This window comes from Streptomyces albireticuli (assembly GCF_021228125.1).
Taxonomy (GTDB): Bacteria; Actinomycetota; Actinomycetes; order Streptomycetales; family Streptomycetaceae; genus Streptomyces; species Streptomyces albireticuli.
Genome location: NZ_JAJQQS010000015.1, coordinates 40,765 through 64,764, shown reverse-complemented (window position 1 = coordinate 64,764; position 24,000 = coordinate 40,765). Strand labels below are relative to the sequence as shown.

Sequence of the window (24,000 nt, the reverse complement as noted above, 5' to 3'; positions counted from 1 at the left end):
GGACGCCGTCGCGAGGACGCCGTCGCGGCGGTCCGCGCTCGGCCTCGCCGTACGCGAGGACGGCGCTCCCGCCCGGCCTTCCCGTGCACCGGGACGTCGTACCCGCCCGCCCGAGAGGCCGCCTTCCCGCCCGTCTCCGGGCCGGAGCTCAGCCCGCCCGATGCCCGGAGGCCGGGGCCGGGGCCGGGGCCCCGGCGGCGGGCGTCAGCCCGCCCCGCCGGGCGGCCCGCAGCGCGCGCCGCTTCCGGACGCCCGTCAGGCGGTCCAGGTACAGCCCGCCCTCCAGGTGGTCGCACTCGTGCTGGAGGCACCGCGCGAAGAACCCCGTGCCGCTCACCCGCACCGGGGAGCCGTCCTTCGTGAAACCCTCCACCTCCGCGTGGTCGAAGCGCTCCGTGCCCGCCTCGATCCCGGGCACGGAGAGGCACCCCTCGGGTCCGCGGACGGTGACGCCGTCCGCCGTGACGAGCCGGGGGTTCACGAGGTGCCCGAGGTGACGGCGGTCCTCGTCGTCCGGGCAGTCGTAGACGAAGACCCGGAGCGGGACGCCTATCTGGTTGGCCGCGAGGCCCACGCCCCCCGCCGCGTACATCGTCGCGAACATGTCCTCGACGAGCTCCGCGAGCCCCTCGTCAAACTCCGTGACCTCCTCACAGGGGGTCGCCAGACCCTGATCTCCGAGCAGCCGCAGGGGCCGTACACGTCCTGAACCACCGGGAATCGAGCCTTTGCGCATGGGGTCAACCCTACGTTCCGAGGGCCGCGGGTTCGGGCCCACGGCCGGATCTCGATAGGCTGATCCCCGACCGAGGCCTCCTGGCCGGCGTTCGGCTCGGAGGGGGCGTTCCACCGGCGGACCAGGAACAGGCGGCGGCGCCGGATTGCAAGGAGGATCTAGGACGATGGCAGGCAACACGGGGCCGCTGTCGCCGCGGGCCAAGCTGGCCGTGACGGCGGGCAAGGCAGCTGCGGCGGTGTCGCGCGCCGCGGGCCGCGGCAGCGGATCGGTGATCGGCGGCAAGGTCGCGCTCAAGCTCGACCCCGATCTGCTGGCCCGGCTGGCGACCCACCTGGACGTGGTCCTGGTGTCGGCCACCAACGGAAAGACGACCACGACGCGGCTGATCGCCGAGGCGTTGCGGGCCAGCGGACCGGTGGTGTCGAACGCGCTGGGCGCGAACATGCCGGCCGGTATCACCTCCGCCCTCGCGGGCGGCTCGGACGCGCGCTACGGCGTGATCGAGGTGGACGAGAAGTACCTGGCGGGTGTCGCCCGGGACGTCTCGCCCAAGGCCATAGCGCTGCTCAACCTCTCGCGCGACCAGCTCGACCGGGCCGCGGAGACGCGCATGCTCGCCGAGAAGTGGCGCGAGGGCCTGGCCGGCACCAAGGCGGTGATCATCGCCAACGCCGACGACCCGCTGATCGTCTGGGCGGCGTCCTCGTCGTCGAACGTGGTGTGGGTGGCCGCGGGCCAGGAGTGGAAGGACGACGCCTGGTCGTGCCCGTCCTGCGGCGGTGTGATGCAGCGCCCGGGCGACGACTGGTTCTGCGGTGAGTGCGGCTTCCGCCGGCCCACCCCGAGCTGGGCGCTGTCGGGCGACTACGTCCTCGACCCGCACGGCTCCGCGTGGCCGATCCACCTCCAGCTGCCGGGCCGCGCCAACAAGGCGAACGCCACCACCTCGGCCGCCGTCGCGGCCACCTTCGGGGTGCCGCCGCAGGTGGCCCTGGAGCGGATGTACCAGGTGCAGGCGGTCGCGGGCCGGTTCGACGTGGTGCAGTTCCTGAACCGGGACATCCGGCTGCTGCTGGCGAAGAACCCGGCCGGCTGGCTGGAGACGTTCTCGCTGATCGACGGGCCGCCGGCGCCGGTGATCCTCGCGGTCAACGCGCGCGGCGCGGACGGCACGGACACCTCGTGGCTGTGGGACGTGGACTACACCCGGCTCGCCGGGCACCCGATCTTCCTCCTCGGCGACCGCAAGCTCGACCTCGCGGTGCGCCTGGAGGTCGCGGGGCTGGACTTCCGGGTCTGCGAGACGGTCGACGAGGCCGTGCAGTCGGCGCCGCCCGGCAAGATCGAGCTGATCGCCAACTACACCGCGTTCCAGGACGTCCGCCGCCGCGTCGGCAACTGACCCCACGACAGGATTGTGAGCATGAGCCAGAACAGTCTGCGGGTGGTGTGGGTCTACCCCGACCTGCTCAGCACCTACGGCGACCAGGGCAACGTCCTGGTCCTGGAGCGCCGGGCGCGCCAGCGCCGGCTGGATGTCCAGCGCGTGGACATCCGTTCCGACCAGCCGATCCCCACCTCCGGGGACATCTATCTGATCGGCGGCGGTGAGGACCGCCCGCAGCGGCTCGCGGCCGAGCGGCTGCGCCGCGACGGCGGACTCAACCGGGCGGTCGCCAACGGCGCGATCGTCTTCTCGGTCTGCGCGGGCTACCAGATCCTGGGCCACGAGTTCATCAACGACCTCGGGCAGCGGGAGCAGGGCCTCGGCCTGCTCGACGTCATCAGCACCCGCGGCGAGGGCGAGCGGTGCGTGGGCGACGTGCTCGCCGACATCGACGACCGGCTGGGGCTGCCGCCGCTGACCGGTTTCGAGAACCACCAGGGCATCACCCACGTCGGCCCGAACGCGCGCCCCTTCGCGCGGACCCGGATCGGCAAGGGCAACGGCACGGGTGACGGCACCGAGGGCGCGTACAACGACACCGTCTTCGGTACGTACATGCACGGGCCGGTCATGGCGCGCAACCCGCACATCTCGGACCTGCTGATCAAGCTGGCGCTGGATGTCAACGCCCTTCCCCCGGTGGACGACCGCTGGTACGAGGCGCTGCGCAACGAGCGGATCGCGGCGGCGACCCAGCCCTCCTGACGGGCTCCCCGCCCGTACGCGCGCCCGCATGACGGACGGTTGTGTCCCCCGCCACCCCCTCGCTTGTATGGTGGCGGGGATCCAGCCGGACGACGGGGTCCGGTCACCCGCCCTGTTGTGAAGGTTCCCTGTCATGCGCATCGGCGTACTCACCTCCGGGGGCGACTGCCCCGGTCTGAATGCCGTCATCCGGTCCGTGGTGCACCGCGCCGTCGTGGACCACGGTGACGAGGTCATCGGCTTCCGCGACGGCTGGCGCGGGCTGCTGGAGGGCGACTTCCGCAAGCTCGACCTGGACGCGGTCGGCGGCATCCTGGCGCTCGGCGGCACCATCCTCGGCTCCTCCCGGGTGCGCCCCGCCGATCTGCGCGACGGCGTCGAGCGGGCCCGCGGCCATGTCGCGGAGCTCGGCCTGGACGCGATCGTGCCGATCGGCGGCGAGGGCACCCTCAAGGCGGCCCGGCTGCTGTCCGACGCCGGCCTGCCCATCGTGGGCGTCCCCAAGACCATCGACAACGACATCTCCGCCACCGACGTGACCTTCGGCTTCGACACGGCCGTCGGTGTGTCGACGGAGGCTCTGGACCGGCTGAAGACCACCGCCGAGTCCCATCAGCGGGTGCTGATCGTGGAGGTGATGGGCCGCCACACCGGCTGGATCGCCCTGCACTCGGGCATGGCCGCGGGCGCCCACGCGATCGTCGTGCCGGAGCGGCCCTTCGACATCGACGAGCTGACCGAGGTGGTCGGCCGCCGCTTCGAGGCGGGCAAGCGCTTCGCGATCGTGGTGGTCGCCGAGGGCGCCAAGCCCCGCGCGGGCTCGATGGCCTTCGAGACCGGCGAGAAGGACGTCTACGGCCACGAGCGGTTCGCGGGCGTGGCCCGGCAGCTGGCCGTGGAGCTGGAGCGGCGCCTGGGCAAGGAGGCCCGCCCGGTGATACTCGGCCATGTGCAGCGCGGCGGCACGCCCACCGCGTACGACCGGGTGCTGGCGACCCGCTTCGGCTGGCACGCCGTGGAGGCGGTGCACCGCGGGGCCTTCGGGATGATGACGGCGCTGCGCGGCACGGACATCACGCTGGTGCCGCTGGCGGAGGCCGTGGAGCGGCTGAAGACGGTTCCGGCGGAGCGCTACGCCGAGGTGGAGTGCGTCCTGTGAAGTGATCTTCGCGGTCACCGCCGTACCGCCCCCGGCCGGAGCCCCGGCCGGGGGCGGCTCTACTCTGGTCCCGGCGCATCGGTACGAAATGGGAGAGACGCGGATGGATCACAGCGGGCACGGCATGATGATGGACATGCCGCCGTTCACGCTGGGACGGGGTCTGGAGTTCAGCGGCGATCCGTTCTTCATGATCGGTTGCTTGCTGGGGCTGGCCCTGTACGGCTGGGGTGTGGTGCGGCTGCGGATGCGCGGTGACGCCTGGCCCGTCGGCCGTACGGTCGCGTTCGCGCTGGGCGTGCTGTCGGTGTGGCTGGTGATGTGCACCAAGCTGAACGACTACGGCATGGTCATGTTTAGCGTGCACATGGTGCAGCACATGGTGATCAGCATGCTCTCCCCGATCCTGCTGCTGCTCGGCGCGCCGGTGACGCTGACGCTGCGGGCGCTGCCCACGGCGGGGCGCGGGCGCAAGGGCCCGCGCGAGTGGCTGGTGGCGCTGCTGCACAGCCGCTACATGCGGATCATCACGCATCCGGCGTTCACGATCCCGCTGTTCATCGCGAGCCTGTACGCCCTGTACTTCACGCCGCTCTTCGACTTCCTCATGGAGTCGAAGACCGGGCACATCGCGATGATGGTGCACTTCCTCGCGGTCGGCCTGGTGTTCTTCTGGCCGATCATGGGCGTGGACCCCGGCCCGCACCGTCCCGGCTACGTGATGCGCATGCTGGAGCTCTTCGCGGGCATGCCCTTCCACGCCTTCTTCGGCATCGCCCTGATGATGGGGTCGGAGCCGATGATCGGCACGTATATGCACCCGCCGGCCTCGCTGGGCATCGACCCGCTGGAGGACCAGCAGGCGGGCGGCGGCATCGCGTGGGCGTTCAGCGAGATCCCGTCGGTCGTGGTGCTGCTCGCGCTGGCCTACCAGTGGTACCGCTCCGAGCAGCGCCAGTCGCGGCGTTCGGACCGCGCCGCGGACCGCAACGGCGACAAGGAGCTGGCGGAGTACAACGCCTATCTGGCTTCGCTCCAGGCGCGCGGCCGATGAGCTGAGGTACGCCCCGGCGCACGGCCGGGGTCGGAGGTATGGCGGTGAGGGCCGCGGCCGGAGACGATGGTCTCCTGGTCGCGGCCCTCTCGCGTCCGCGCTCCGGGCCGCCGTGAGGAGGTGCGGGCATGCCCGGATCCACGAAGGCGATGGCGGGGCTGACGGTGGGGGGACTCGTCACGGTGACCGCCTACACGGTGACGATCGGCAGCGACGGCTGGCTGTGGTTCACGTGGGTGGTGCTGATGCTGATGACGATAGGCACCCTGGTGGCGCGGGGTACGTGACGCGGGGGCGGGGCTCCGGGGCGTCCGCCGGGCCCCCTCCCGGGGCGGAGGCGGCTAGAAACGGAATACCGCTCCCGTCGCGGCGTCGAGCCCGCACGCGTTGGGATAGGTCTTGTGCCAGACGAGCGGCCTGCCGTTCCAGTCGCCCTCCACGGTGGCCGTGACGGGGTCGTACTCCCTGGTGCACAGGTGGCCCTCGCCGGCGAGCGCGTCCGGCTCGCCCTTGGCCCGCTGAAGGTCGGCGCAGGCCGCGGCCGCGTGCGGGTGGTGGCCGCCGGCGTCGGGGCAGGTGAGCTGGACGCCCCGGATCCAGGTGTTCTGGGCGCCGGAGACGGTCAGGAACAGCCGCCCGCGCTCGGGCTCGCTCGCGGTCGCCGCGGGGACGGCGGCGAGGCAGAGCAGAGCGGTGGCGGTCGCCGCGACCGCCACGGTGGTACGTACGGACATTCGGTGCCTCCTGGGGCGCGGGGGGTGCCCGGTGCCAGGCCATCGCGCGCGGGGGCCGCGGGGCAAGCGGCCGCACCGGGGCGTCCCCCGGGTGGCGGCACACTCTCACCCGGGCGGGCCCGTGGGCAGGCGGACACCGTACCGCCGCGAAGCCCGCCCCTCCGACCATCCGGACCGGCCCCGGGTCCCTCCCACGCCGCAGACCTGCGGAAAACCCTTAGCCGATGAGGGGGTGAATCCGTAACCTCGGGCCCGTGACTGGACAACGCATATGAGCGCGCGGCTGCGGGGCATCGCCAAGGAAACCGAGCGGATCGTCGCCTCGGGCGGCTGGACCACGCGGGACGGACACCGGGTCAGCCTCACCGACGCGATCGCGTCGGCGGCGGCGGGCACCCGGCTGTACGGCCCGGAGCCCGTGCCCGTACCGGAGTGGGCGCCCGTGGCCGCCACGGCGTTCGAGGTGACCGGCGAGGGCAGTCTGGACGCGGCACGGCGGGTGGCTGGGGACGGCCCGGTGGCGGTGCTCAACTTCGCGTCGGCGCGCAACCCCGGTGGTGGCTACCTCAACGGCGCCCAGGCCCAGGAGGAGGCGCTCTGCCGGGGCTCGGCGCTGTACCGGTGCCTGCGCGAAGTGCCGGAGTACTACGCGGCCCACCGGGCGGACCCCAGTCCCTTCTACAGCGACCGGGTGATCCACTCCCCCGGCGTGCCGGTCTTCCGTGACGACCGCGGCATGCTGCTCGACGCCCCGTTCCGGGCGGGCTTCCTGACGTCCCCGGCGCCCAACGCCGGCGTGATCTCCCGTCGCGACCCCGCGGCGGCGGCCCGGGTGCCGGCGGCCCTGGCGGCCCGCGCCGAACGCGTGCTGGAGGTGGCGGCCGCCCACGACTACCGCCAACTGGTGCTCGGCGCCTGGGGGTGCGGGGTCTTCATGAACGATCCGGCGGAGGTCGCCGCCGCCTTCCGGACCCCGCTGACGGGCCGCTTCGCCGACCGCTTCGACCGGGTGGTCTTCGCGATCCTGGACCGCCGCGCGGACTCCCCGACGCGGGCGGCGTTCGCCGCGGCCTTCCCGGGCGGCACAGCCGCACGCCTGGGTTAGCGTGCCCACCATGGCACGCCTCGACCTCCGCGCGACCGTCCCGGCGGCCGCCACCTGCCTGGCCCTGCTCACGCTGACGGCCCTGGCCCGCCTCGCCGGCTGGGCGCTCTCGCACGACCACGTCCACGATCCCGTCGCGGAGGGTGACAACGTCGGAGCGGCCCTGGGCGCCGAACTGGCCCACACCGCCGGACGGATCCACGAGCTGACGGGCCCGGCCGCGTTGGTGATCCTCGCGGTGACGGCGGTCTGGGCGGCCCTGGCGGCGTGGCGCGACGGGGTACCGCCTCAAGGGCGAGCAGAGTGAGCCCCCCTCCCAGCCCGCTCACCGACCCGGCCATTTGAGTGCAGAGCGCGATGCCATATCATCCTTGTCCTCCCTCCGGGAGGTCGGCCGGCCCGGCCCTTCCAGTCCCCAGGACTCGCTGCGACCCGGCTGCCGTGTCACTGCGCCCTTCGGGGATCGTGAGAGATGGAGACCATGTCCCGGACCGCTTACGTCTACGTACCGAGCCCTTCCCGCGAGAACCTCGCCATCGGTCTGCGCCACAACCTCTGGGGCTGGCGCCCCAGCGCCCTCGACCGGGCCGGCGCCCGCGAGGACGTGAAGCGCCTCACCGAAGGTGACTTCCTCGTCCTCGGTCACCGCGGACCGAACAGCCGGGTCAAGCCCGGGGGCTGGTCCCAGGCAACCCTGAAGCGCGTCATCGTCGCACAGGTCACAGAGCCACATTTCGTCGACCACAACGAGGTCTGGCCCGACGACAGCTACCCGGAGCGGCTCCGTATATCGGTCCTCTCCGAGGAGGAGGAGATACCCGGGGACGCCCTCGGCGCGGAGGCCATGGAGTGCCTCCGGCTTTCCGCCAACAAGCAGGGGGCGGCGGTCCTGGTATCAGGTGTCGGCGCTGTGGCGGAGTTGGCGACCCGGCTCCCGGAAGCGGGTCCGAGCGGACCCGACGGGGTCATCGACCACTCCGGTGAGCTCAGCACGTTCGCGAAGGTCCTGGTCCGACGGGAGCAGCAGAAGCTGCGCCGTAAGAAGTTCGGTTCCGATCCGGCCCAGCTCACCTGTGCGTTCTGTCAGCGTGTGCTGCCCCCGCGCATGGTGCGGGCCGCGCACATCAAACGCCGCAGCGTCGCCACTCGCGAGGAGCAGCTCAACCTCTCCAACATCACCGCCGCCTGCCTCATCGGCTGCGACGAGCTGTTCGAGCACGGATACATCTTCGTGAACGACGCCGGAGTGATAGAGACGGCGGCCCAGGCCGCTGTGACGGCGGATCTGAAGAAGGCCGCGACCTCCATCGCCGGGCGCACGATGCAGGACTTCAGCGAAACCAGTGCCCCGTTCTTCGCGTGGCACCGGAAGCACATCGCGCACTGACCCTCCCTGCCACTCAGCGGAGTCCCCACCGACCGCCAACAGGAGCGGTCGGCGGGGGACGTTCAGCCCGCGAGCTTCTTCTTCAGTTCCGCGACCTGGGGGCCGGTGTCCTGGGCCGGGATCTCCCAGCGGAAGGTCTTGCCCTGGCCGTCGGTGTAGACGAGGGTCCCGCCGCGCTGGCGCTCGCTGATGTCGAAGGCCCGCGCGCGCCACTTGGCGGTGCCGGCCGGGATGGGGCCGCTGGCGTCGAAGCCGCTGAGGAAGACGTTCGCGGCGTTGCCGTCGCCCGCGCCGACGGCCCGGCCGTCGGCGGCCACCCACTGCCAGCCGCCCCGCTGGGCCGGGGCCGTCTCGGCGACGGCCGACGACGAGGTCGGGCGGTCCTTGACGGACACGATGACGAAGAGCCCGTTCGTGGGCTTGTCGGCCATCGCCTTGGTGGCGTAGACGACGCTGGTGGGCGTGACTTCGAGGCGACCGGCGCCGCCCGATCCCACGGTCGGGGCGGACGCGCCCATCGGCTGGACCCCACGCTCGGGGCCGTCCCCTGTGGTGGCCGAGGAGGCCGTGGCGCTCGCGGACGACGTGTCCTTCCTCTCGGTGCCGCACGCGGTGAGCGGCAGCGCGGCGACGAGGCAGACGGCTATGACGGTGCTGGTGCGCATGGATCCCCTGAGGTCTGGACGGACCGGCGAAACGTACCGCCGGTAACAAGCCCTACGGGAAGGGTCTGTTCGAATCGTGACCAGTCCGCTATCACTCCGCGACCCGCCACACGATCACACGCGCTATGCAGAAAAGCCTCACCCCGGCCCTTACCGGACCGGGGTGAGGCTCGCTATGTCGTGCTGTGTTCCGTTACGCCCGGGGCTACTTGGCCGCGGCGGCCTTCGGCGCCGGGACGGCGTGCGGGGCGCACGTCACGTCCTTGGCGTCGACCTTGCCCTCGAGGAGGTAGGCGTCGACCCGGGAGTTGATGCAGGGGTTGACGATGCCCGTGACGCCGTGCGAGCCGGCGCCCTTCTCGGTGATCAGGCGCGAACCGCGGAAGCGCTTGTGCAGCTCGACGGCGCCGACGTACGGGGTGGCGGCGTCACGGTCGGCCTGCACGATGAGGGTCTGCGGCAGGCCCTTGCGCGTGGTGACCTCGATCGGCGTCTGCTGCGGGGCCTTCCACGTGGCGCAGGGGAGGTTCATCCAGGCGTTGGCCCAGGTCATGAACGGGGCCTTCTTGTGGATGCGGGTGTTGTCCCGGTCCCACTTGTTCCAGCTGGTGGGCCACTTGGCGTCGGCGCACTCGACCGCGGTGTAGACCGCGTTGCTGTTCTCCTTGTCGATGTTGCCGGCCTTGTCCGCGAGGTTCGGGCCGGCCTCCTCGATCAGCGGCTTCTCGTCACCGGCGACGTACTTGCTCCAGGTCTCGGCGACCGGGACCCAGGAGGAGTCGTAGTACGCGGCGCTCTGGAAGAAGTTGATCAGCTCGGCCGGGCCGACGACCCCGCCGATGGGCTTCTTCTTGGCGGTGGCCCGGATCTTCTCCCAGCCCTTCTGGACCTCGGCCTGGGTCTTGCCCAGGTGGAAGACGTCGTCGTGCTTGGCGACCCACGCCTCCCAGTCCTTGAAGCGGCCCTCGAAGGCGACGTCCTGCTCCAGGTTCGCCTCGTACCAGATGTTGTCCGTGGCCGGGTTGACGACGCTGTCGACGACCATGCGGCGGACGTGGGACGGGAAGAGGGTGCCGTAGACGGCGCCGAGGTAGGTGCCGTACGAGACGCCCAGGTAGTTCAGCTTCTTCTCACCGAGCGCGGCGCGGATGACGTCGAGGTCGCGGGCCGTGTTCGGGGTGGTGAGGTACGGCAGCAGGTCGCCGCTGCGCTCGGCGCAGCCGTCGGCGTACTGGCGGGCCAGCTTGCGCTGGGCGCGCTTGTCGGCCTCGCTACCGGGCACCGGGTCGGCCTTGGGGGCGGCGACGAACTTCTGCGGGTCGACGCAGGAGATCGGCGCGGAGTGGCCCACGCCGCGCGGGTCGAAGCCGACGAAGTCGTACGCCTTCGCCGTCTTGGCCCACAGCGGGCTCTTGGTCGTGATCCGCTTCGGGAAGCGCATGCCCGAGCCGCCGGGGCCGCCCGGGTTGTAGATGAGCGAGCCCTGGCGCTCGGCCGAGGTGCCGGTCGAGCGCGCGCGGTCCACGGCGATCTCGATCTTGCGGCCGTCGGGCTTGGCGTAGTCGACCGGGACGGTCACGAAGCCGCACTGGATCGGCTTCTCCAGGCCCCAGGCGGCCGGGCAGTCCTGCCACTTGATGCCGGTCTTGGCCGCGCGCTCGGCGGCTATGCGCACACCGCGCGCCTCGGCGGCGCCGCCCGGCACGCGCTCACCGGCGCTGGCGGCCGGGGCGGTCAGGAACCCGGCCACCAGCGCGCCGGTCACCAGAGTGCCGGCCGCGCCGAGTATGGATGTAGCTCTCACGTAGGAATCCCCCTGCTGGGTGCGCCGCTTGGAGCGGCGTGATCGCAATGCACTGCTGGCGGGGATCCTTCCGTCTCCCATGCCACATACGACAGGTCGTACGGGTGTTTCTTTACTAATTCGTAAGGATGACGTCACAAAAAGCGGCACACGTGCCGCTGTTCATCACTCCTGCTCCCAAATCCCCCCATCGCGGCATTCCCTGGCAAACTCCCTCCATCCCCGGTCCAGGGCCCCGCGCAGCTCCAGTCCGTCCCGCGCCACCGCGCCCACCACCGCGGCCGGGCCCGCGAGCGGCATCAGCGCGGCGCCCTCGCCCAGCACCCTGGACGCCGCCGGGCGCGCCTCGAAGGCCGGGTCGACGACCAGAAGTTGGCCGACCGCCCGGAGGCCGCCCAGGACCGCCCCGCCGTCCCAGCCGGGCACCCCGGGCCCGTACGCCAGCTCCTGGTCGAACAGGACCCGGCCGGCCCGCAGGACGGTCAGCCGGGACCGCAGCCTCCCCGGCTCCTCCCCCGCCCGCCCGAGGATCTGCTCCTCCCGCAGCACCAGCCGGGCCGTCGGGGCGAGCTCGACGCGGGTGGTCGCCCGCAGGTCACTGCCGCGCGCGGAGATCAGCGGCTCCGGCAGCCAGCGCAGCACGGCCCCGTCGCCGACCCGGATCCGGGTGTCGTAGGTGGCCGGTTCCCCGGTGCGGCCGGGCAGGGCGAGGGTGGCGGCCGTGGTGGTGAACGTCAGCGCCGTGCCGTCCCCGGCCTCGGCGGTGAGCGCGAGCCGGTCACCGCCCAGCGGGGCGCTCATCGCCCCGACGAGCGCGACCCGCGCCCCGGGCCCGTACGGCCGCAGCCTGCGCAGCGCGAACGGGCCCGCGCCGTCGAGGACGGGCAGCGCCGTGCCGCCCCGGCCGTCCACGGCGGCGACGATCCGGGCCGTGGCCCGGAGTCCGGCGCCGGGGCGGGCGGCCCGGACGGCGCCCGCCGTCACGGCCTGACGGCCCAGTCCGCGAGCCGCGCGCGCACCCACTCGACCACGGGTGCCACGCCGCCCTCGGTGACAAGGGAGGTGAACACGACGGGCAGGCCGCCGCGCTGCGCCTCGGCGTCGCGCGCCATGCCCGCGAGGTCGGCGCCGACGTACGGGGCGAGGTCCGTCTTGTTGACGACGAGCAGGTCGGCGGTGGTGACGCCGGGGCCGCCCTTGCGGGGGATGTCGTCGCCGCCCGCGACGTCGATGACGAAGATCTGCGCGTCGACGAGGCCCTTGGAGAAGGTCGCCGTGAGGTTGTCGCCGCCGGACTCGACGAGGATCAGGTCCAGCGGGCCGACCGCGTCCTCCAGGTCCTCGACGGCCTCCAGGTTGGCGGAGATGTCGTCGCGGATCGCGGTGTGCGGGCAGGCGCCGGTCTCCACGGCGGTGATGCGCTCGGGCGGCAGGACGGCGTTGCGGAGCAGGAACTCGGCGTCCTCACGGGTGTAGATGTCGTTGGTGACGACGGCGAGCGAGAGGCCGTCGCGCAGTTCGCGGCAGAGCGCGGCCACGGTCGCGGTCTTGCCGGAGCCCACGGGCCCGCCGAGGCCGATGCGCAGGGCGCGGCGGGTGCCGTCGGGACGGTGGGGGTCGGCGGCGCTGTAGGTGTGCCGGTGGGGGAAGGCGTCGGCGTGGTCGAGGTGCACGAGGGGCTCCAAGAGTCGGGTGGGGTGGGGTGGGTGGATTCGGGGTCGGGTGAGGTGGGAGGGCTACGGGGCGGTTGAGTCGGGAGGGATGCGGGGCGGGGTCACGGGCGGCCGGGGCCGCGCGGCCGCCTCGTACGCCCGGTACGTCTGGTGCGCCCGTGCCCCCCGTCCGCCCCGGCCCCCCGTCCGCCCCGTCCGCCCCGGCCACCCGCTACGAGGCGAAGAGCCGTACCGCCCAGGCCGCGTGCTGCTCCGCCATGAGGTCCAGGAGCGGGGCCGAGGCCGCCGGAAGGGCGTCCGCGCCCTCACCGAGGGCCCGCCGCGCGGCCTCGGCGGCCCGGGCCGCCACATGATCGAGTTCGGGCGCGAGGCGGGCCAGCACGGCCGTCGCGTCGAACGGGTCGAGGCCGAGCAGCCGTACGGCCGCCGTGGTGGAGCCGCTGACCGTCTCGTGGCCGGCGGCGAGGGCGGCGTCCGGCGGTCCCAGGCCCGCGGCGCGCGCGGCGAGGCCGAGGACGACCGGCTGGTGGGCGCCGCGCGGCCGGGCGGCGGCCAGGGCGTCCAGCTCGGGCGAGGGCCAGGTGGCGCGGGCGGCCCGCAGCAGCTGACGGCCGAGCCTGCGGGCCGCGGCCCGCAGGGCGGGCGCGGGGGTGCGGGCGTCGGCGGCGTCGTCCAGGGCGAGCGGGTCGACGCCGGCGGCCGCCGCGGCGGCGAGGGCCGCCGCCGTCAGGCCGGTGGTGTGCAGACGCCCCCGGCAGAACTCCTCCAGGGTCCGGGCGTCGTGGATCCGCCCGGCCTTGACGGCCGCCTCGGCACCGCCCGAGTGCGCGTGGCCGCCGGCGGGGAAGCGGCCGTCGGCGAGGACGAGCAGCGCGGCGCGACTCCCAGCGGACGGCGCGGGAGCCGGCGCGGCCACCGGTACCGGTACCGGCGCGCCGTCCAGGACGTCGGGGTCGAGGCCCATCAGCACCCCATCAGAAGAGGAAGTAACGCTGGGCCATGGGCAGTTCCGCCACAGGGTGCGGGTCGACGGGGTCACCGTCGACGGTCACGGTGAAGGTGTCGGGGTCCACCTCGACGCGTGGCCGGGCGTCGTTGTTGCGCATGTCCGCCTTGGTGAGGCCGCGGGTGGACCGTATGGGGACGAACCGCTTACCGAGGCCGAGCCGCTCGGGCAGGCCGTCGTCCAGGGCCCACTGGGTGGTGAAGTTCAGGGAGTTGGCGGCCGGTGCCCGGCCGAGGGCGCCGAACATGGGGCGCGGCAGCACGGGCTGCGGGGTGGGGATGGAGGCGTTGGCGTCGCCCATCTGCGCGTACGCGATCTGCCCGCCCTTGAGCACCAGCAGGGGGCGGACGCCGAAGAACGCCGGTTCCCACAGCACGAGGTCGGCGAGCTTGCCGGACTCGACGGAGCCGATCTCGTGGTCGAGCCCCTGGGCGACGGCCGGGTTGATGGTGTATTTGGCGACGTAGCGGCGCGCCCGCAGGTTGTCGGCCGGCCCGTCGCCCGGGAGCGCGCCGCGCCGCCGCTTCATGACGTGCGCGGTCTGCCAGGTGCGCATCACGACCTCGCCGATACGGCCCATGGCCTGCGAGTCGGAGGAGATGATCGAGATGGCGCCGAGGTCGTGCAGGACGTCCTCGGCGGCGATGGTGCCGGGCCGGATGCGGGACTCGGCGAAGGCGAGGTCCTCGGGGACGGCCGGGTTGAGGTGGTGGCAGACCATCAGCATGTCGAGGTGCTCGTCGACGGTGTTGACGGTGTGCGGGCGGGTCGGGTTGGTCGAGCTGGGCAGGACGTTGGCCGCGGAGACGACCGTGATGATGTCGGGCGCGTGCCCGCCGCCGGCGCCCTCGGTGTGGTACGCGTGGATGGACCGGCCGGCGATGGCGGCCAGGGTGTCGCCGACGAAGCCCGCCTCGTTGAGGGTGTCGGTGTGGATGGCGAGCTGGGCGCCGCTCTCCTCGCACACGGCCAGACAGGCGTCGATCACGGCCGGGGTCGCGCCCCAGTCCTCGTGGATCTTGAAGCCGACGGCCCCGGCGCGCAGTTGGGCGCGCATGGAGTCGTACGAGACGGTGCTGCCCTTGCCGAGGAGGCCGATGTTGAGGGGGTATCCCTCCATCGCCTCGAACATCCGGGCAAGGTGCCAGGAGCCCGGGGTGACGGTGGTGGCCTTGCTGCCCTCGGCGGGGCCGGTGCCGCCGCCGACGAGCGTGGTGACACCGGAGGCGAGGGCCTCGTCGGCGAGCTGCGGGCAGATGAAGTGGACATGGGCGTCGACGGCGCCCGCGGTGAGGATCCGGCCGTTGCCCGCGATGACCTCGGTCTCGGGGCCGATGACGAGGTCGGGGTGGACGCCGTCCATGGTGTCGGGGTTGCCGGCCTTGCCGATGCCGGTGACACGGCCGTCACGGATGCCGATGTCGGCCTTGACCACGCCCCAGTGGTCGAGGACGACGGCGCCGGTGATCACGGTGTCGGGGGCGCCCTCGGCACGGGTGACGCGGGACTGGCCCATCGACTCGCGGATCACCTTGCCGCCGCCGAAGACCGCTTCGTCGCCGGCGTGGCCGGGGCCGCCGCTGCGGTCCTCCTCGATCTCGATGAGCAGGTCGGTGTCGGCGAGCCGGATCCGGTCGCCGGTGGTGGGCCCGTAGAGCTCGGTGTAGGCGGCGCGGCCGATCTCAGTCATCGAGCGGCCCTCCGCACTCGCCGCGCAGCCCTTCGACGACGCGCTTGCCGCCGATGGGCACGAGCTCGACCTCGACGGGGATGCCGGGCTCGAAGCGCACGGCGGTGCCGGCGGCGACGGAGAGCCGTTTGCCGTGCGCGGCGGCGCGGTCGAAGACCAGGCCGGGGTTGGCCTCGGCGAAGTGGTAGTGGGAGCCGACCTGGACGGGCCGGTCGGCGGCGTTGAGGACGGTGAGCCGGGTGCGCGGCAGTCCTTCGTTGAGGCGTACGGGGCCGTCGGCGGCCAGGATCTCGCCGGGAATCATCGCGGTGCCCCCGTCAGCCGATGGGGTCGTGGACGGTGACGAGCTTGGTGCCGTCCGGGAAGGTGGCCTCGACCTGTACCTCGTGGATCATCTCGGGGATGCCCGCCATGACGTCGGCCCGGGTGAGCACCTTGCGGCCGGAGGACATCAGCTCGGCCACGGTGCGTCCGTCGCGGGCGCCTTCGAGGACATGGACGGTGATGAGGGCCACCGCCTCCGGGTGGTTGAGCAGCAGCCCCCGGGCGCGGCGCTTGTCCGCCACGTCGGCGGCCACATGGATGAGCAGGCGTTCCTGCTCGTGTGGGGAGAGTTGCATGGGTCCACCTCACTGACGAACCGGGGTCCGGCCGAAAAGACCAGGCGCACAGCCGAGTTCAACACACTGTTGGCCTGGGGTTCTTCTTCCGGTGACCAGGGATTGCAGATTAGGGCGGAACCTTTTCCAACGCGTTAACTGACCCTTTGCACATCCATGGCCAGAGGTACCGGATTCACCGGAACGCCCCACGGAGCCGGCGCGGACACGGGACACTCGCACCTCACCCCTCTCCCCCGCCCGTCCCGCCCCGGGGGAAAGCGAAGAGAGCGGCTGCCGTCTGCAACTACGGGATCTTCTGGGCCGGATCAACTCCGCACGCGCGCATGACACGTACGGCGGTCTACGGGCCGCGCAGACCTTGGTCGTCGCCGCCGCGTGACCACCGGAAGCGCCCGAACCGGCGTTCGGCCGGGCTCGTCGGGAGTGGCGCGCGGTGCGCCCTGACGCGGACGGTGCCGGTGCCGGCCGGGGTGCGAAGGGCGCGTCAGGGCGCCGTCCCGCTCACGCTCCCGCCCGCGCCCACGGCACCCGGGTCGGCGGGCGGATAAACACCGCTCCCGCAGACGCCGGACGGTGTCGTAGACAGCGCGCGGTGATCGATTTCAACCGGGCACGCACACCGCGCCGGAGCAGGTGCGACGGCCCGCAGGCCAGGACCTCAACAGGGGAACCGGGACATGATCAAATCGCCCCGTGTCCACCGGAATCGCCCAGGAGTGATCAGGCTCACATACCTTTGGTTCCGCTCGGAATCCGTACCAGGGCTGCGCCAAGATCCGGTCGACGACAAGACCCCGCCATCCCGGCGGGGCGGTCCAGGCGGACGCCGAACCCCGCCGCTGTCTGGATGCCGGGTCGACCGAACTCATCGGTGGGGATGGAGGACCCAAGCACGGTGGGACGACCAAGAGTAGTGCGGTCGGCCCTTGGGGTGAAGCCGTTGACACGGCCGGGCAACCTTCGCCTGCCCGAACCCGACAGGTCATCCTTCACAGGCGGCTGACGAAGGGTTGGCATCATGGGCGCGCACAAACGTCCGTCAAAGCTGTCCAAGGCCGGAGCGGCCTCGGCCCTCACGCTCGCCGCCGTCGGCGCCACGGTGCTGGTGCCGGGTGGCGCGGCCGACGCGGAAGCCTCGTCCGTCTCGACCAAAGCGCTGAGCATCGCGGCCTCGAAACAGGGTTCCCCCTACCAGTGGGGCGCGACCGGCCCCCACCGCTTCGACTGCTCGGGCCTGACGCTCTACTCCTTCAAGCGGGTCGGGAAGTCCCTGCCCCGCACCGCCGCCCAGCAGTACAACGGGACCCACCACATCCCGCGCGCCGCCCGGGAACGCGGCGACCTCGTGTTCTTCGTCTCCGGCCGGGGGATCTACCACGTCGGGATATACGCGGGGAACGGCAAGATCTGGCACGCTCCCAAGACCGGCACCGTCGTCCGCCTGGAGCGGATCTGGACGAACAACGTCCTGTACGGCCGGGTGAACTGACCGACGACGGCCCCGCCCCGGCCCGCCCCGGTCCCCGCGCACCACGCGGGGGCCGGCCCCGGCGGGGAGGGGCCCGCGCCGCGCGCGCGGCGCCCGGCGGACTCAGCGCTCGGCGACGGCCGGCTCCGTCCAGGGCAGCGAGATCCAGACCGTCTTGCCGCCGTCCGAGGTCGGGGTGAAGAACAGCCTCCCGCCGTACTCGGCGGTGAGGCAGCGGATGATGACCAGACCGCGGCCGTTGTCCTGCTGGACGGCCGCGGGCAGCCGGCGCGGGTACCGCGGATGGCTGTCGGTCACCCCGATGCGCAGCTGCTGCTCCTGGTCGAGCCGGATGTCGACGGTGAACGTCGGCGACTGACCACGGGTGTGCTGAACGGCGTTGGTGGCGAGCTCGGAGACGATCAGCCGTACGGTCTCGGCGGTGTCCGTGCCACCCGGCAGCCCCCAGTCCGCGAGCACACCCGCCACATAGCGGCGGGCCGTGGAGACCGAGGCGGGAGCGCTCGGCAGAGTGACGGTGGCTTCTTGATGGTCTGCCATGACCTGTCCCTTTCCCGCCGAGACCGGATCCCGACGCATCGCGTGAACGAACGATTGCCGAAAGGGGGGAGCGGTTCTCGGACGGCTCTTCGCGACAGAGTGCCACTGATAACAGCAGTGATGTGAGCGATCCACCGAGATATGCATATATCTGTCGCCCGAAGCGGTGAACTCTACGACGGAAGACCGGATTTGGACGGCACACTGGTCTATCGACACCGACGTGACGTGTTCACCCCGTTCACCTCAATCACCTCGGGCGGTAGGGAGGGCAGATGCGATACGGACCCGCGGTGCGCCGCCGCAAACTCGGTGCGGAGCTGCGCCGTCAGCGCGAACTCGCCGGGCTGACGAGCCTGGAGGCCGCGCGCGCGGTGGGCTGGCACCAGTCGAAGGTCAGCCGGATCGAGACAGGCAGCAGCGGGGTGAAGTCCTCGGACGTCGCCCTGTTGCTGGATGCCTACGGAGTGACCGACGGCGAGCTGCGCGCCCTGCTGGGGGCGCTCTGCGGTGCCGGGTCTGCCGATGCGGAAGGGGCCCGCCGGGGCTGGTGGTACGCCTATCGCAATCTGCTGCCGCCCGCCTATCTGGACTTCATCAGCCTGGAGTCGGAGGCGTCGCGGTTACGGACCCTGGAGACCACGGTGGTGCCGGGGCTGCTGCAGACTCCCGCCTACGCCCGTGCCGTCACCCGGGCGGCCCTGCACGATCCCCCTCCGGAACAGGTGGAGGAGCTGGTGCGGGTGCGCATGGCGAGGCAGTCGGTACTGCGGGGCAGGCAGCCGCTGGAGCTCTGCGCGGTGCTGGACGAAGCGGTGCTGCGCCATGAAGTGGGCGGGCGGCAGGTGATGGCCGGTCAGTTGCGGCACCTGGTGGAGACGGGGGCGCAGCGGCATGTGCGGCTGCATGTCCTGCCGTTCACCAGTGGTGGTCATCTCGGCATCACCGGACCTTTTGTTATCTTCTCATTTCCGCGCATTGCTGATCTGGATGTGGTTGTTCTCGACCACTTGACGAGTAGCCTCTACTTGGAGCGGAAAGAAGACCTCCGGGCGTACGTCACGGCATTCTCGACGCTGCAGGCGCACGCCCTCTCGCACGAGAACTCGTTGGAATTCATCGCCGGGATCAACGACGGCGCGTAAGGAGGCACCATGTCCGCAATGCCTCGGTACGTTCCCTCTGCATCGACCCTGGGCGCCGCAGCGTGGCGGCGCAGCAGTCACAGCACCGGAATGAACAACTGCGTCGAGACGGCGGAGCCGGCCCCGGGGTTCCTGGCCGTGCGCGATTCCAAGCGCGCGGCGGGCCCCGCTCTGCTGTTCACCCCGAAAGCCTGGTCGTCGTTCGTCGGAGGGCTGAGCGAAGGGGTGCTCCGCCCTCCCGCCGTTCGCTGAGCGAGCGGCTCCGGGCACACTCAGGCGGCCGGCGCGGTCCGTAGGACCGTGGCGGCCGCCTCTTCGATCTGCCGGTCCGACAGGTCCGCGCGGGCGGTCAGCCGCAGCCGCGAGACGCCGTCGGGCACGGACGGCGGCCGGAAGCAGCCCACGGCGAGCCCGTCGGCCCGGCAGTCGGCCGCCCAGGCGACCGCGGCCTCCGGTGAGGGCGCCCGCACGGACACGACCGCGGCGTCGGGGCGTACGGACACCCGGCCCGCCGCGGTCACCCTGCGGTGGAGCTCCGCGGCCACGTACCGGACGCGGGCCGCCCGTTCCGGCTCGCGGCGCAGCACCGCGAGGCTGGCGAGGGCCGCGCCGACGGCGGCCGGGGCGAGGCCGGTGTCGAAGATGAACGTACGGGCGTTGCTGACGAGGTGGCGTATGACCCGGGCGGGGCCGAGGACCGCGCCGCCCTGGCTGCCCAGCGACTTCGACAGGGTGACGGTCGCGACGACGTCCGGGGAGCCCGCGAGGCCCGCCGCGTGGACGGCGCCGCGGCCGCCGTCGCCGAGGACGCCCAGCCCGTGCGCGTCGTCGACCAGGAGCGCGGCGCCGTGCGCGCGGCAGGCGTCGGCGAGGGCGGCGAGCGGCGCGGCGTCGCCGTCCACGGAGAAGACGGAGTCGGTGACGGCGAGCGCGGGGCCGCTGTGGGCCTCCAGCGTCTTGCGGACCGCCTCCGGGTCGGCGTGCGGGACGACGGCCGTGCCGGCGCGGGCGAGCCGGCAGCCGTCGATGAGCGAGGCGTGGTTGCCCGCGTCGGAGACCAGCAGGGGGCCGGGCCCGGCGGTGTCGGCGGGTGCGGCGAGCGCGGTGACCGCGGCGAGGTTGGCCGCGTAGCCGGAGGAGAAGACGAGCGCGGCCTCGAAGCCGCAGAAGTCCGCGAGCTCCGCCTCCAGGCGGGCGTGCAGCTCGGTGCTTCCGGTCACCAGCCGGGAGCCGGTCGCGCCGGCGCCCCAGCGGCGGGCGGCCTCGGCGGCCGCGGCGGTGACCTCGTGGTGGCGGGTGAGGCCGAGGTAGTCGTTGCCGGCCAGATCGGTCAGGGGCGAGTCGGCGGGGCGCGGGCGGAGGGTCCGCACGAGGCCGTCGGCACGGCGCCGCGCGTGGTGCCGGTCGATCCAGTCGAACGGGTCCTGAGCCAGCGGAGCCATCTGCCGCCCTTCGCGTCGTGTCGTGCGTGCCTGCCTGCCGCGCCCCGGCGCCCCTCCGTGCCGCGCCGGTGTCGCGATTTTCGTGGCGGAACGGGGCGCGTTCTGTTCGGTCCCACCAGAGCGCACGGGATCTGCCTAGAACCTAGCCCCGGTCCCGCCTGGTCACGGTGTGGCAATACACACACCTCGAACAGGCGGTGTTGTGTGATTCCTCCCTGGCCGAGGGTCGGTGGGGTGGGGAAGGATCTCCGGCATGGACCTGCTGAACACGCTGGTGGACAAGGGGCTGCGGCGGGAGCTGCCGACCCGCGAAGAGGCGCTCGCCGTGCTGGCGACCTCCGACGACGAGCTGCTCGATGTGGTGGCCGCCGCGGGCAAGGTGCGCCGCAGGTGGTTCGGGCGCCGAGTGAAGCTCAACTATCTGGTCAACCTCAAGTCCGGGCTCTGCCCCGAGGACTGCTCGTACTGCTCGCAGCGGCTCGGCTCCAAGGCCGAGATCCTGAAGTACACCTGGCTCAAGCCGGACGAGGCGTCGAAGGCCGCGGCCGCCGGTGTCGCCGGCGGCGCGAAGCGGGTCTGCCTGGTGGCGAGCGGGCGCGGCCCGACGGACCGGGACGTCGACCGGGTCTCGAAGACGATCGCGGCGATCAAGGAGCAGAACGAGGACGTCGAGGTGTGCGCGTGCCTCGGTCTCCTCTCCGACGGGCAGGCCGAGCGGCTGCGCGCGGCGGGCGCCGACGCCTACAACCACAACCTCAACACCTCCGAGGCCACGTACGGCGGCATCACCACGACCCACACCTACGCGGACCGGGTCGAGACCGTGCAGCAGGCCCAGGCGGCGGGCATGTCCGCCTGCTCCGGGCTGATCGCGGGCATGGGCGAGAGCGACGCGGACCTGGTGGACGTGGTCTTCTCGCTGCGCGAGCTGGACCCGGACTCGGTGCCGGTCAACTTCCTGATCCCCTTCGAGGGGACGCCGCTGGCCAAGGAGTGGAACCTCACCCCGCAGCGCGCGCTGCGCATCCTGGCGATGGTCCGCTTCGTCTGCCCCGATGTCGAGGTGCGGCTCGCGGGCGGCCGTGAGGTGCACCTGCGTTCGATGCAGCCGCTCGCGCTGCACCTGGCCAACTCCATCTTCCTCGGCGACTACCTCACCAGTGAGGGCCAGGAGGGCAAGGCCGACCTGGCGATGATCGAGGACGCGGGCTTCGAGGTGGAGGGCGCGGGCACCACGACGCTCCCGAAGCACCGGGCCGACGTGGCCGAGGCGGCCGGCCAGAGCGGCGGCTGCGGCGGGCATGGTGGTGGCGGCTGCGGCCCGTGCGGTGACGGCGGCGCGGAGCCCGCCGGGGCCTGCGGGCCCGTCGGCACCGCCGAGGCCGCTCCGGTCGCGGCGGCCGAGGTGCCGGCGCCGGCCGGTGAGGTCCGTACGGACCTGGTCGCCGTGCGGCGCCGGGGCGCGGGGACGGACCTGCCGCCCAATGCCTGATCTCACCCCCCAGGAGCTGCTCGCCCTCGACCGGCAGCACGTCTGGCACCCCTACGGCCCGATGCCGGGCCGGCAGGAGCCGCTGGTCGTCGCCTCCGCGTCGGGGGTGCGGCTGCGGCTCGCCGGGCCCGTCGCCGGGCAGCCGGGACCGTCGGAACTGATCGACGGGATGTCGTCGTGGTGGTCCGCCGTCCACGGCTACAACCACCCGGTGCTCAACGAGGCGGTCCAGGCGCAGCTGGGGCGGATGAGTCATGTGATGTTCGGCGGGCTCACCCACGAGCCCGCCGTGCGGCTGGCCTCCCGGCTGGTGGAGATCACCCCCGAGGGGCTGGAGCACGTCTTCCTCTCCGACTCCGGATCGGTGTCGGTCGAGGTCGCCGTGAAGATGTGCCTCCAGTACTGGCGCTCGCTCGGCCGGCCCGCCAAGCGCCGTCTGATGACCTGGCGCGGGGGCTACCACGGTGACACCTGGCAGCCGATGGCGGTGTGCGACCCGGACGGCGGGATGCACGAGCTGTGGTCGGGGGCGCTGCCCCGGCAGGTCTTCGCGGACGCCCCGCCGGACGGCTTCGGCGCCGGTACGGACCCGGCGTACGCGCGGCACCTGTGGGATCTGGTCGGCCGGCACGCCGACGAGCTGGCGGCGGTCATCGTGGAGCCGGTGGTGCAGGGCGCGGGCGGCATGCGCTTCCACGACCCGGGGTACCTGCGGGTGCTGCGGGAGGCGTGCGACGCGCACGACGTGCTGCTGGTCCTCGACGAGATCGCGACCGGCTTCGGCCGTACGGGCGCGCTGTTCGCGGCCGACCACGCGGGCGTCACCCCCGATGTGATGTGTGTGGGCAAGGCGCTGACCGGCGGTTACCTGTCGATGGCGGCGACCTTGTGCACGCCGCGCGTCGCGGACGGCATCTCGCGGGGCGAGGTCCCGGTGCTGGCGCACGGCCCGACGTTCATGGCCAACCCCCTCGCCGCCGCCGTGGCGAACGCCTCGATCGACCTGTTGCTGTCCCAGGACTGGCGCGCGGAGGTCCGGCGGATCGAGGGCGGGCTGCGGGCCGGTCTGGCGGACGTCGCCGGGCTGCCCGGTGTACGGGACGTCCGGGTGCTCGGCGCGATCGGCGTCGTCCAGCTCGACCACGGGATCGACATGGCGGCGGCGACCGCGGCCACGGTCCGCGAGGGCGTCTGGCTGCGGCCGTTCCGGGACCTGATCTACACCATGCCGCCCTATGTCACGGACGACGAGGACCTGGCGCGGATCTGCGCGGGTGTCCGCGCGGCGGCGGAGGCCGGCTGACGGCGCGTCGGTGCGGGCCGGCGAATGGACGAGGGAACGGGTACGGGAGCGGAGAGCGTGAACGCCATGGGAATACTGATCGTCACCGGCACCGGCACCGAGGTCGGCAAGACCGTGGTGACGGCGGCGGTCGCGGCGGCGGCGCTGGCCGCGGGCCGCACCGTCGCGGTGCTCAAGCCCGCCCAGACCGGGGTCGCGCCCGGCGAGGACGGTGACGTCGCGGAGGTGCGGCGGCTGGCCGGCGAGGTCACGGGCGCCGAGCTCGCCCGCTTCCCGGAGCCGCTCGCGCCGGCGACCGCCGCCCGCCGGGCGGGCCGCGCGCCCGTACGCCCGGAGGAGGTGGCGAAGGCGGCGGCCGAACTCGCCGCCACGCACGACCTGGTGCTCGTCGAGGGCGCCGGCGGGCTGCTCGTGGAGCTGGACGAGGCGGGCGCCACGCTCGCGGACGTGGCACGGCTGCTGGACGCTCCCGTGCTGGTCGTCGCCCAGGCCGGGCTGGGCACGCTGAACGTGACGGCGCTGACCGCGGAGGCGCTGCGCTCGCGCGGGCTGCGGTGCGAGGGCGTCGTCATCGGCAGCTGGCCGTCCGCGCCCGATCTGGCGACCCGATGCAACCTGGCGGACCTGCCCCGCTCGGCGGGGGCGCCGCTGCTGGGCGCGGTGCCGGAGGGGGCGGGGGCCTTGTCGTCCTCCGCGTTCCGCGCGGCGGCGCCGGGGTGGCTGGCGGCGGGGCTGTCGGGGACGTGGTCGCCGGAGCGGTTCGCTTCGCGGTACGCGGCGGAGCCGTACGGGGGCTGA

26 protein-coding genes and 1 riboswitch are annotated in these 24,000 nt (G+C 72.9%); of the genes, 14 read left to right on the top strand and 12 right to left on the bottom strand.

The features are described from left to right. Positions 1-148: 148 nt before the first annotated feature. Positions 149-736 (bottom strand): peptide deformylase, encoded by a 588-nt coding sequence (gene def, locus LUZ64_RS25210; protein ID WP_095578943.1) that lies wholly within the window; start codon positions 734-736, stop codon positions 149-151. Between the two features lie 166 nt (positions 737-902). Between def and LUZ64_RS25205 the strand changes: the two genes are divergently transcribed. From LUZ64_RS25205 to LUZ64_RS25185, 5 genes are all read left to right on the top strand, one after another. Continuing rightward, on the top strand, positions 903-2,141 hold the full coding sequence (locus tag LUZ64_RS25205) for a MurT ligase domain-containing protein (protein WP_087929238.1): 1,239 nt from the start codon (positions 903-905) through the stop codon (positions 2,139-2,141). A 21-nt stretch (positions 2,142-2,162) separates the two neighbouring features. After that, the gene (locus LUZ64_RS25200; RefSeq protein WP_095578942.1) at positions 2,163-2,891 is read left to right on the top strand and encodes a type 1 glutamine amidotransferase; all 729 of its coding nucleotides are present in this window, start codon (positions 2,163-2,165) and stop codon (positions 2,889-2,891) included. A gap of 133 nt (positions 2,892-3,024) precedes the next feature. Then, positions 3,025-4,050, top strand: coding sequence for a 6-phosphofructokinase (locus LUZ64_RS25195; RefSeq protein ID WP_095578941.1), 1,026 nt, complete (start codon positions 3,025-3,027; stop codon positions 4,048-4,050). 103 nt (positions 4,051-4,153) lie between these two features. Further along, positions 4,154-5,104: a cytochrome c oxidase assembly protein gene (locus LUZ64_RS25190; protein WP_095578949.1), complete on the top strand. Its 951-nt coding sequence runs from the start codon at positions 4,154-4,156 to the stop codon at positions 5,102-5,104. A 128-nt stretch (positions 5,105-5,232) separates the two neighbouring features. After that, positions 5,233-5,391, top strand: coding sequence for a hypothetical protein (locus tag LUZ64_RS25185; RefSeq protein ID WP_170116650.1), 159 nt, complete (start codon positions 5,233-5,235; stop codon positions 5,389-5,391). A gap of 54 nt (positions 5,392-5,445) precedes the next feature. On the opposite strand, the gene LUZ64_RS25180 is transcribed toward LUZ64_RS25185, so the two are convergent. Beyond that, positions 5,446-5,838, bottom strand: coding sequence for an SSI family serine proteinase inhibitor (locus LUZ64_RS25180; RefSeq protein WP_095578940.1), 393 nt, complete (start codon positions 5,836-5,838; stop codon positions 5,446-5,448). A gap of 271 nt (positions 5,839-6,109) precedes the next feature. Here LUZ64_RS25180 and LUZ64_RS25175 point away from each other — a divergent pair, with 271 nt between their 5' ends. From LUZ64_RS25175 to LUZ64_RS25165, 3 genes are all read left to right on the top strand, one after another. Then, positions 6,110-6,943, top strand: coding sequence for a TIGR02452 family protein (locus LUZ64_RS25175; RefSeq protein ID WP_095578939.1), 834 nt, complete (start codon positions 6,110-6,112; stop codon positions 6,941-6,943). Positions 6,944-6,953: 10 nt separating this feature from the next. Next, positions 6,954-7,250: a hypothetical protein gene (locus LUZ64_RS25170; protein ID WP_095578938.1), complete on the top strand. Its 297-nt coding sequence runs from the start codon at positions 6,954-6,956 to the stop codon at positions 7,248-7,250. A 174-nt stretch (positions 7,251-7,424) separates the two neighbouring features. Further along, a complete protein-coding gene (locus tag LUZ64_RS25165; protein WP_095578948.1) occupies positions 7,425-8,330 on the top strand; it encodes a hypothetical protein in 906 nt (301 codons plus the stop codon). A gap of 62 nt (positions 8,331-8,392) precedes the next feature. Here LUZ64_RS25165 and LUZ64_RS25160 read toward each other — a convergent pair whose 3' ends face one another. The 8 genes from LUZ64_RS25160 to LUZ64_RS25125 form a co-directional block, all read right to left on the bottom strand. Next, positions 8,393-8,995: a hypothetical protein gene (locus LUZ64_RS25160; RefSeq protein WP_095578937.1), complete on the bottom strand. Its 603-nt coding sequence runs from the start codon at positions 8,993-8,995 to the stop codon at positions 8,393-8,395. A gap of 205 nt (positions 8,996-9,200) precedes the next feature. After that, a complete protein-coding gene (locus tag LUZ64_RS25155) occupies positions 9,201-10,799 on the bottom strand; it encodes an alpha/beta hydrolase (protein WP_232390565.1) in 1,599 nt (532 codons plus the stop codon). A 165-nt stretch (positions 10,800-10,964) separates the two neighbouring features. Then, complete coding sequence (locus LUZ64_RS25150) at positions 10,965-11,783, bottom strand: urease accessory protein UreD (protein WP_232390566.1); 819 nt, start codon at positions 11,781-11,783, stop codon at positions 10,965-10,967. Next, the gene (gene ureG, locus LUZ64_RS25145) at positions 11,780-12,472 is read right to left on the bottom strand and encodes an urease accessory protein UreG (RefSeq protein ID WP_095578946.1); all 693 of its coding nucleotides are present in this window, start codon (positions 12,470-12,472) and stop codon (positions 11,780-11,782) included. The genes LUZ64_RS25150 and ureG overlap by 4 nt, the downstream gene beginning before the upstream one ends. Before the next feature lie 211 nt (positions 12,473-12,683). Then, positions 12,684-13,436 carry an urease accessory protein UreF gene (locus LUZ64_RS25140; RefSeq protein ID WP_232390567.1) on the bottom strand — a complete coding sequence of 251 codons (753 nt, stop codon included), beginning with the start codon at positions 13,434-13,436 and terminating at the stop codon, positions 12,684-12,686. 10 nt (positions 13,437-13,446) lie between these two features. Beyond that, positions 13,447-15,168, bottom strand: a complete 1,722-nt coding sequence (locus tag LUZ64_RS25135; RefSeq protein WP_095584860.1) for an urease subunit alpha — start codon at positions 15,166-15,168, stop codon at positions 13,447-13,449. Beyond that, positions 15,161-15,472, bottom strand: a complete 312-nt coding sequence (locus tag LUZ64_RS25130) for an urease subunit beta (protein ID WP_095584859.1) — start codon at positions 15,470-15,472, stop codon at positions 15,161-15,163. Before LUZ64_RS25130 ends, LUZ64_RS25135 begins: the two co-directional genes overlap by 8 nt. 13 nt (positions 15,473-15,485) lie before the next feature. Next, positions 15,486-15,788: an urease subunit gamma gene (locus LUZ64_RS25125; protein WP_095584858.1), complete on the bottom strand. Its 303-nt coding sequence runs from the start codon at positions 15,786-15,788 to the stop codon at positions 15,486-15,488. Positions 15,789-16,638: 850 nt separating this feature from the next. Further along, positions 16,639-16,804, top strand: a riboswitch (cyclic di-AMP (ydaO/yuaA leader). Positions 16,805-16,809: 5 nt separating this feature from the next. Between LUZ64_RS25125 and LUZ64_RS25120 the strand changes: the two genes are divergently transcribed. Beyond that, positions 16,810-17,280, top strand: coding sequence for a C40 family peptidase (locus LUZ64_RS25120; protein WP_095584857.1), 471 nt, complete (start codon positions 16,810-16,812; stop codon positions 17,278-17,280). A gap of 102 nt (positions 17,281-17,382) precedes the next feature. On the opposite strand, the gene LUZ64_RS25115 is transcribed toward LUZ64_RS25120, so the two are convergent. Further along, the gene (locus tag LUZ64_RS25115) at positions 17,383-17,820 is read right to left on the bottom strand and encodes an ATP-binding protein (RefSeq protein ID WP_095584856.1); all 438 of its coding nucleotides are present in this window, start codon (positions 17,818-17,820) and stop codon (positions 17,383-17,385) included. Between the two features lie 275 nt (positions 17,821-18,095). Between LUZ64_RS25115 and LUZ64_RS25110 the strand changes: the two genes are divergently transcribed. Together LUZ64_RS25110 and LUZ64_RS25105 are read left to right on the top strand one after the other, a co-directional pair. Continuing rightward, a complete protein-coding gene (locus LUZ64_RS25110; RefSeq protein ID WP_095584855.1) occupies positions 18,096-18,965 on the top strand; it encodes a helix-turn-helix domain-containing protein in 870 nt (289 codons plus the stop codon). Positions 18,966-18,974: 9 nt separating this feature from the next. Next, positions 18,975-19,217 (top strand): DUF397 domain-containing protein, encoded by a 243-nt coding sequence (locus LUZ64_RS25105; RefSeq protein ID WP_095584854.1) that lies wholly within the window; start codon positions 18,975-18,977, stop codon positions 19,215-19,217. Between the two features lie 20 nt (positions 19,218-19,237). On the opposite strand, the gene LUZ64_RS25100 is transcribed toward LUZ64_RS25105, so the two are convergent. Continuing rightward, positions 19,238-20,407, bottom strand: coding sequence for an 8-amino-7-oxononanoate synthase (locus LUZ64_RS25100; protein WP_095584853.1), 1,170 nt, complete (start codon positions 20,405-20,407; stop codon positions 19,238-19,240). Positions 20,408-20,660: 253 nt separating this feature from the next. On the opposite strand from LUZ64_RS25100, the gene bioB reads away from it, so the two are divergent. The 3 genes from bioB (at position 20,661) to bioD (ending at position 24,000) form a co-directional block, all read left to right on the top strand. Continuing rightward, positions 20,661-21,899, top strand: a complete 1,239-nt coding sequence (bioB, locus tag LUZ64_RS25095) for a biotin synthase BioB (RefSeq protein ID WP_095584852.1) — start codon at positions 20,661-20,663, stop codon at positions 21,897-21,899. Beyond that, positions 21,892-23,202, top strand: coding sequence for an adenosylmethionine--8-amino-7-oxononanoate transaminase (locus LUZ64_RS25090; RefSeq protein ID WP_095584851.1), 1,311 nt, complete (start codon positions 21,892-21,894; stop codon positions 23,200-23,202). The genes bioB and LUZ64_RS25090 overlap by 8 nt, the downstream gene beginning before the upstream one ends. Positions 23,203-23,268: 66 nt before the next feature. Then, the gene (gene bioD / locus LUZ64_RS25085; protein ID WP_095584865.1) at positions 23,269-24,000 is read left to right on the top strand and encodes a dethiobiotin synthase; all 732 of its coding nucleotides are present in this window, start codon (positions 23,269-23,271) and stop codon (positions 23,998-24,000) included.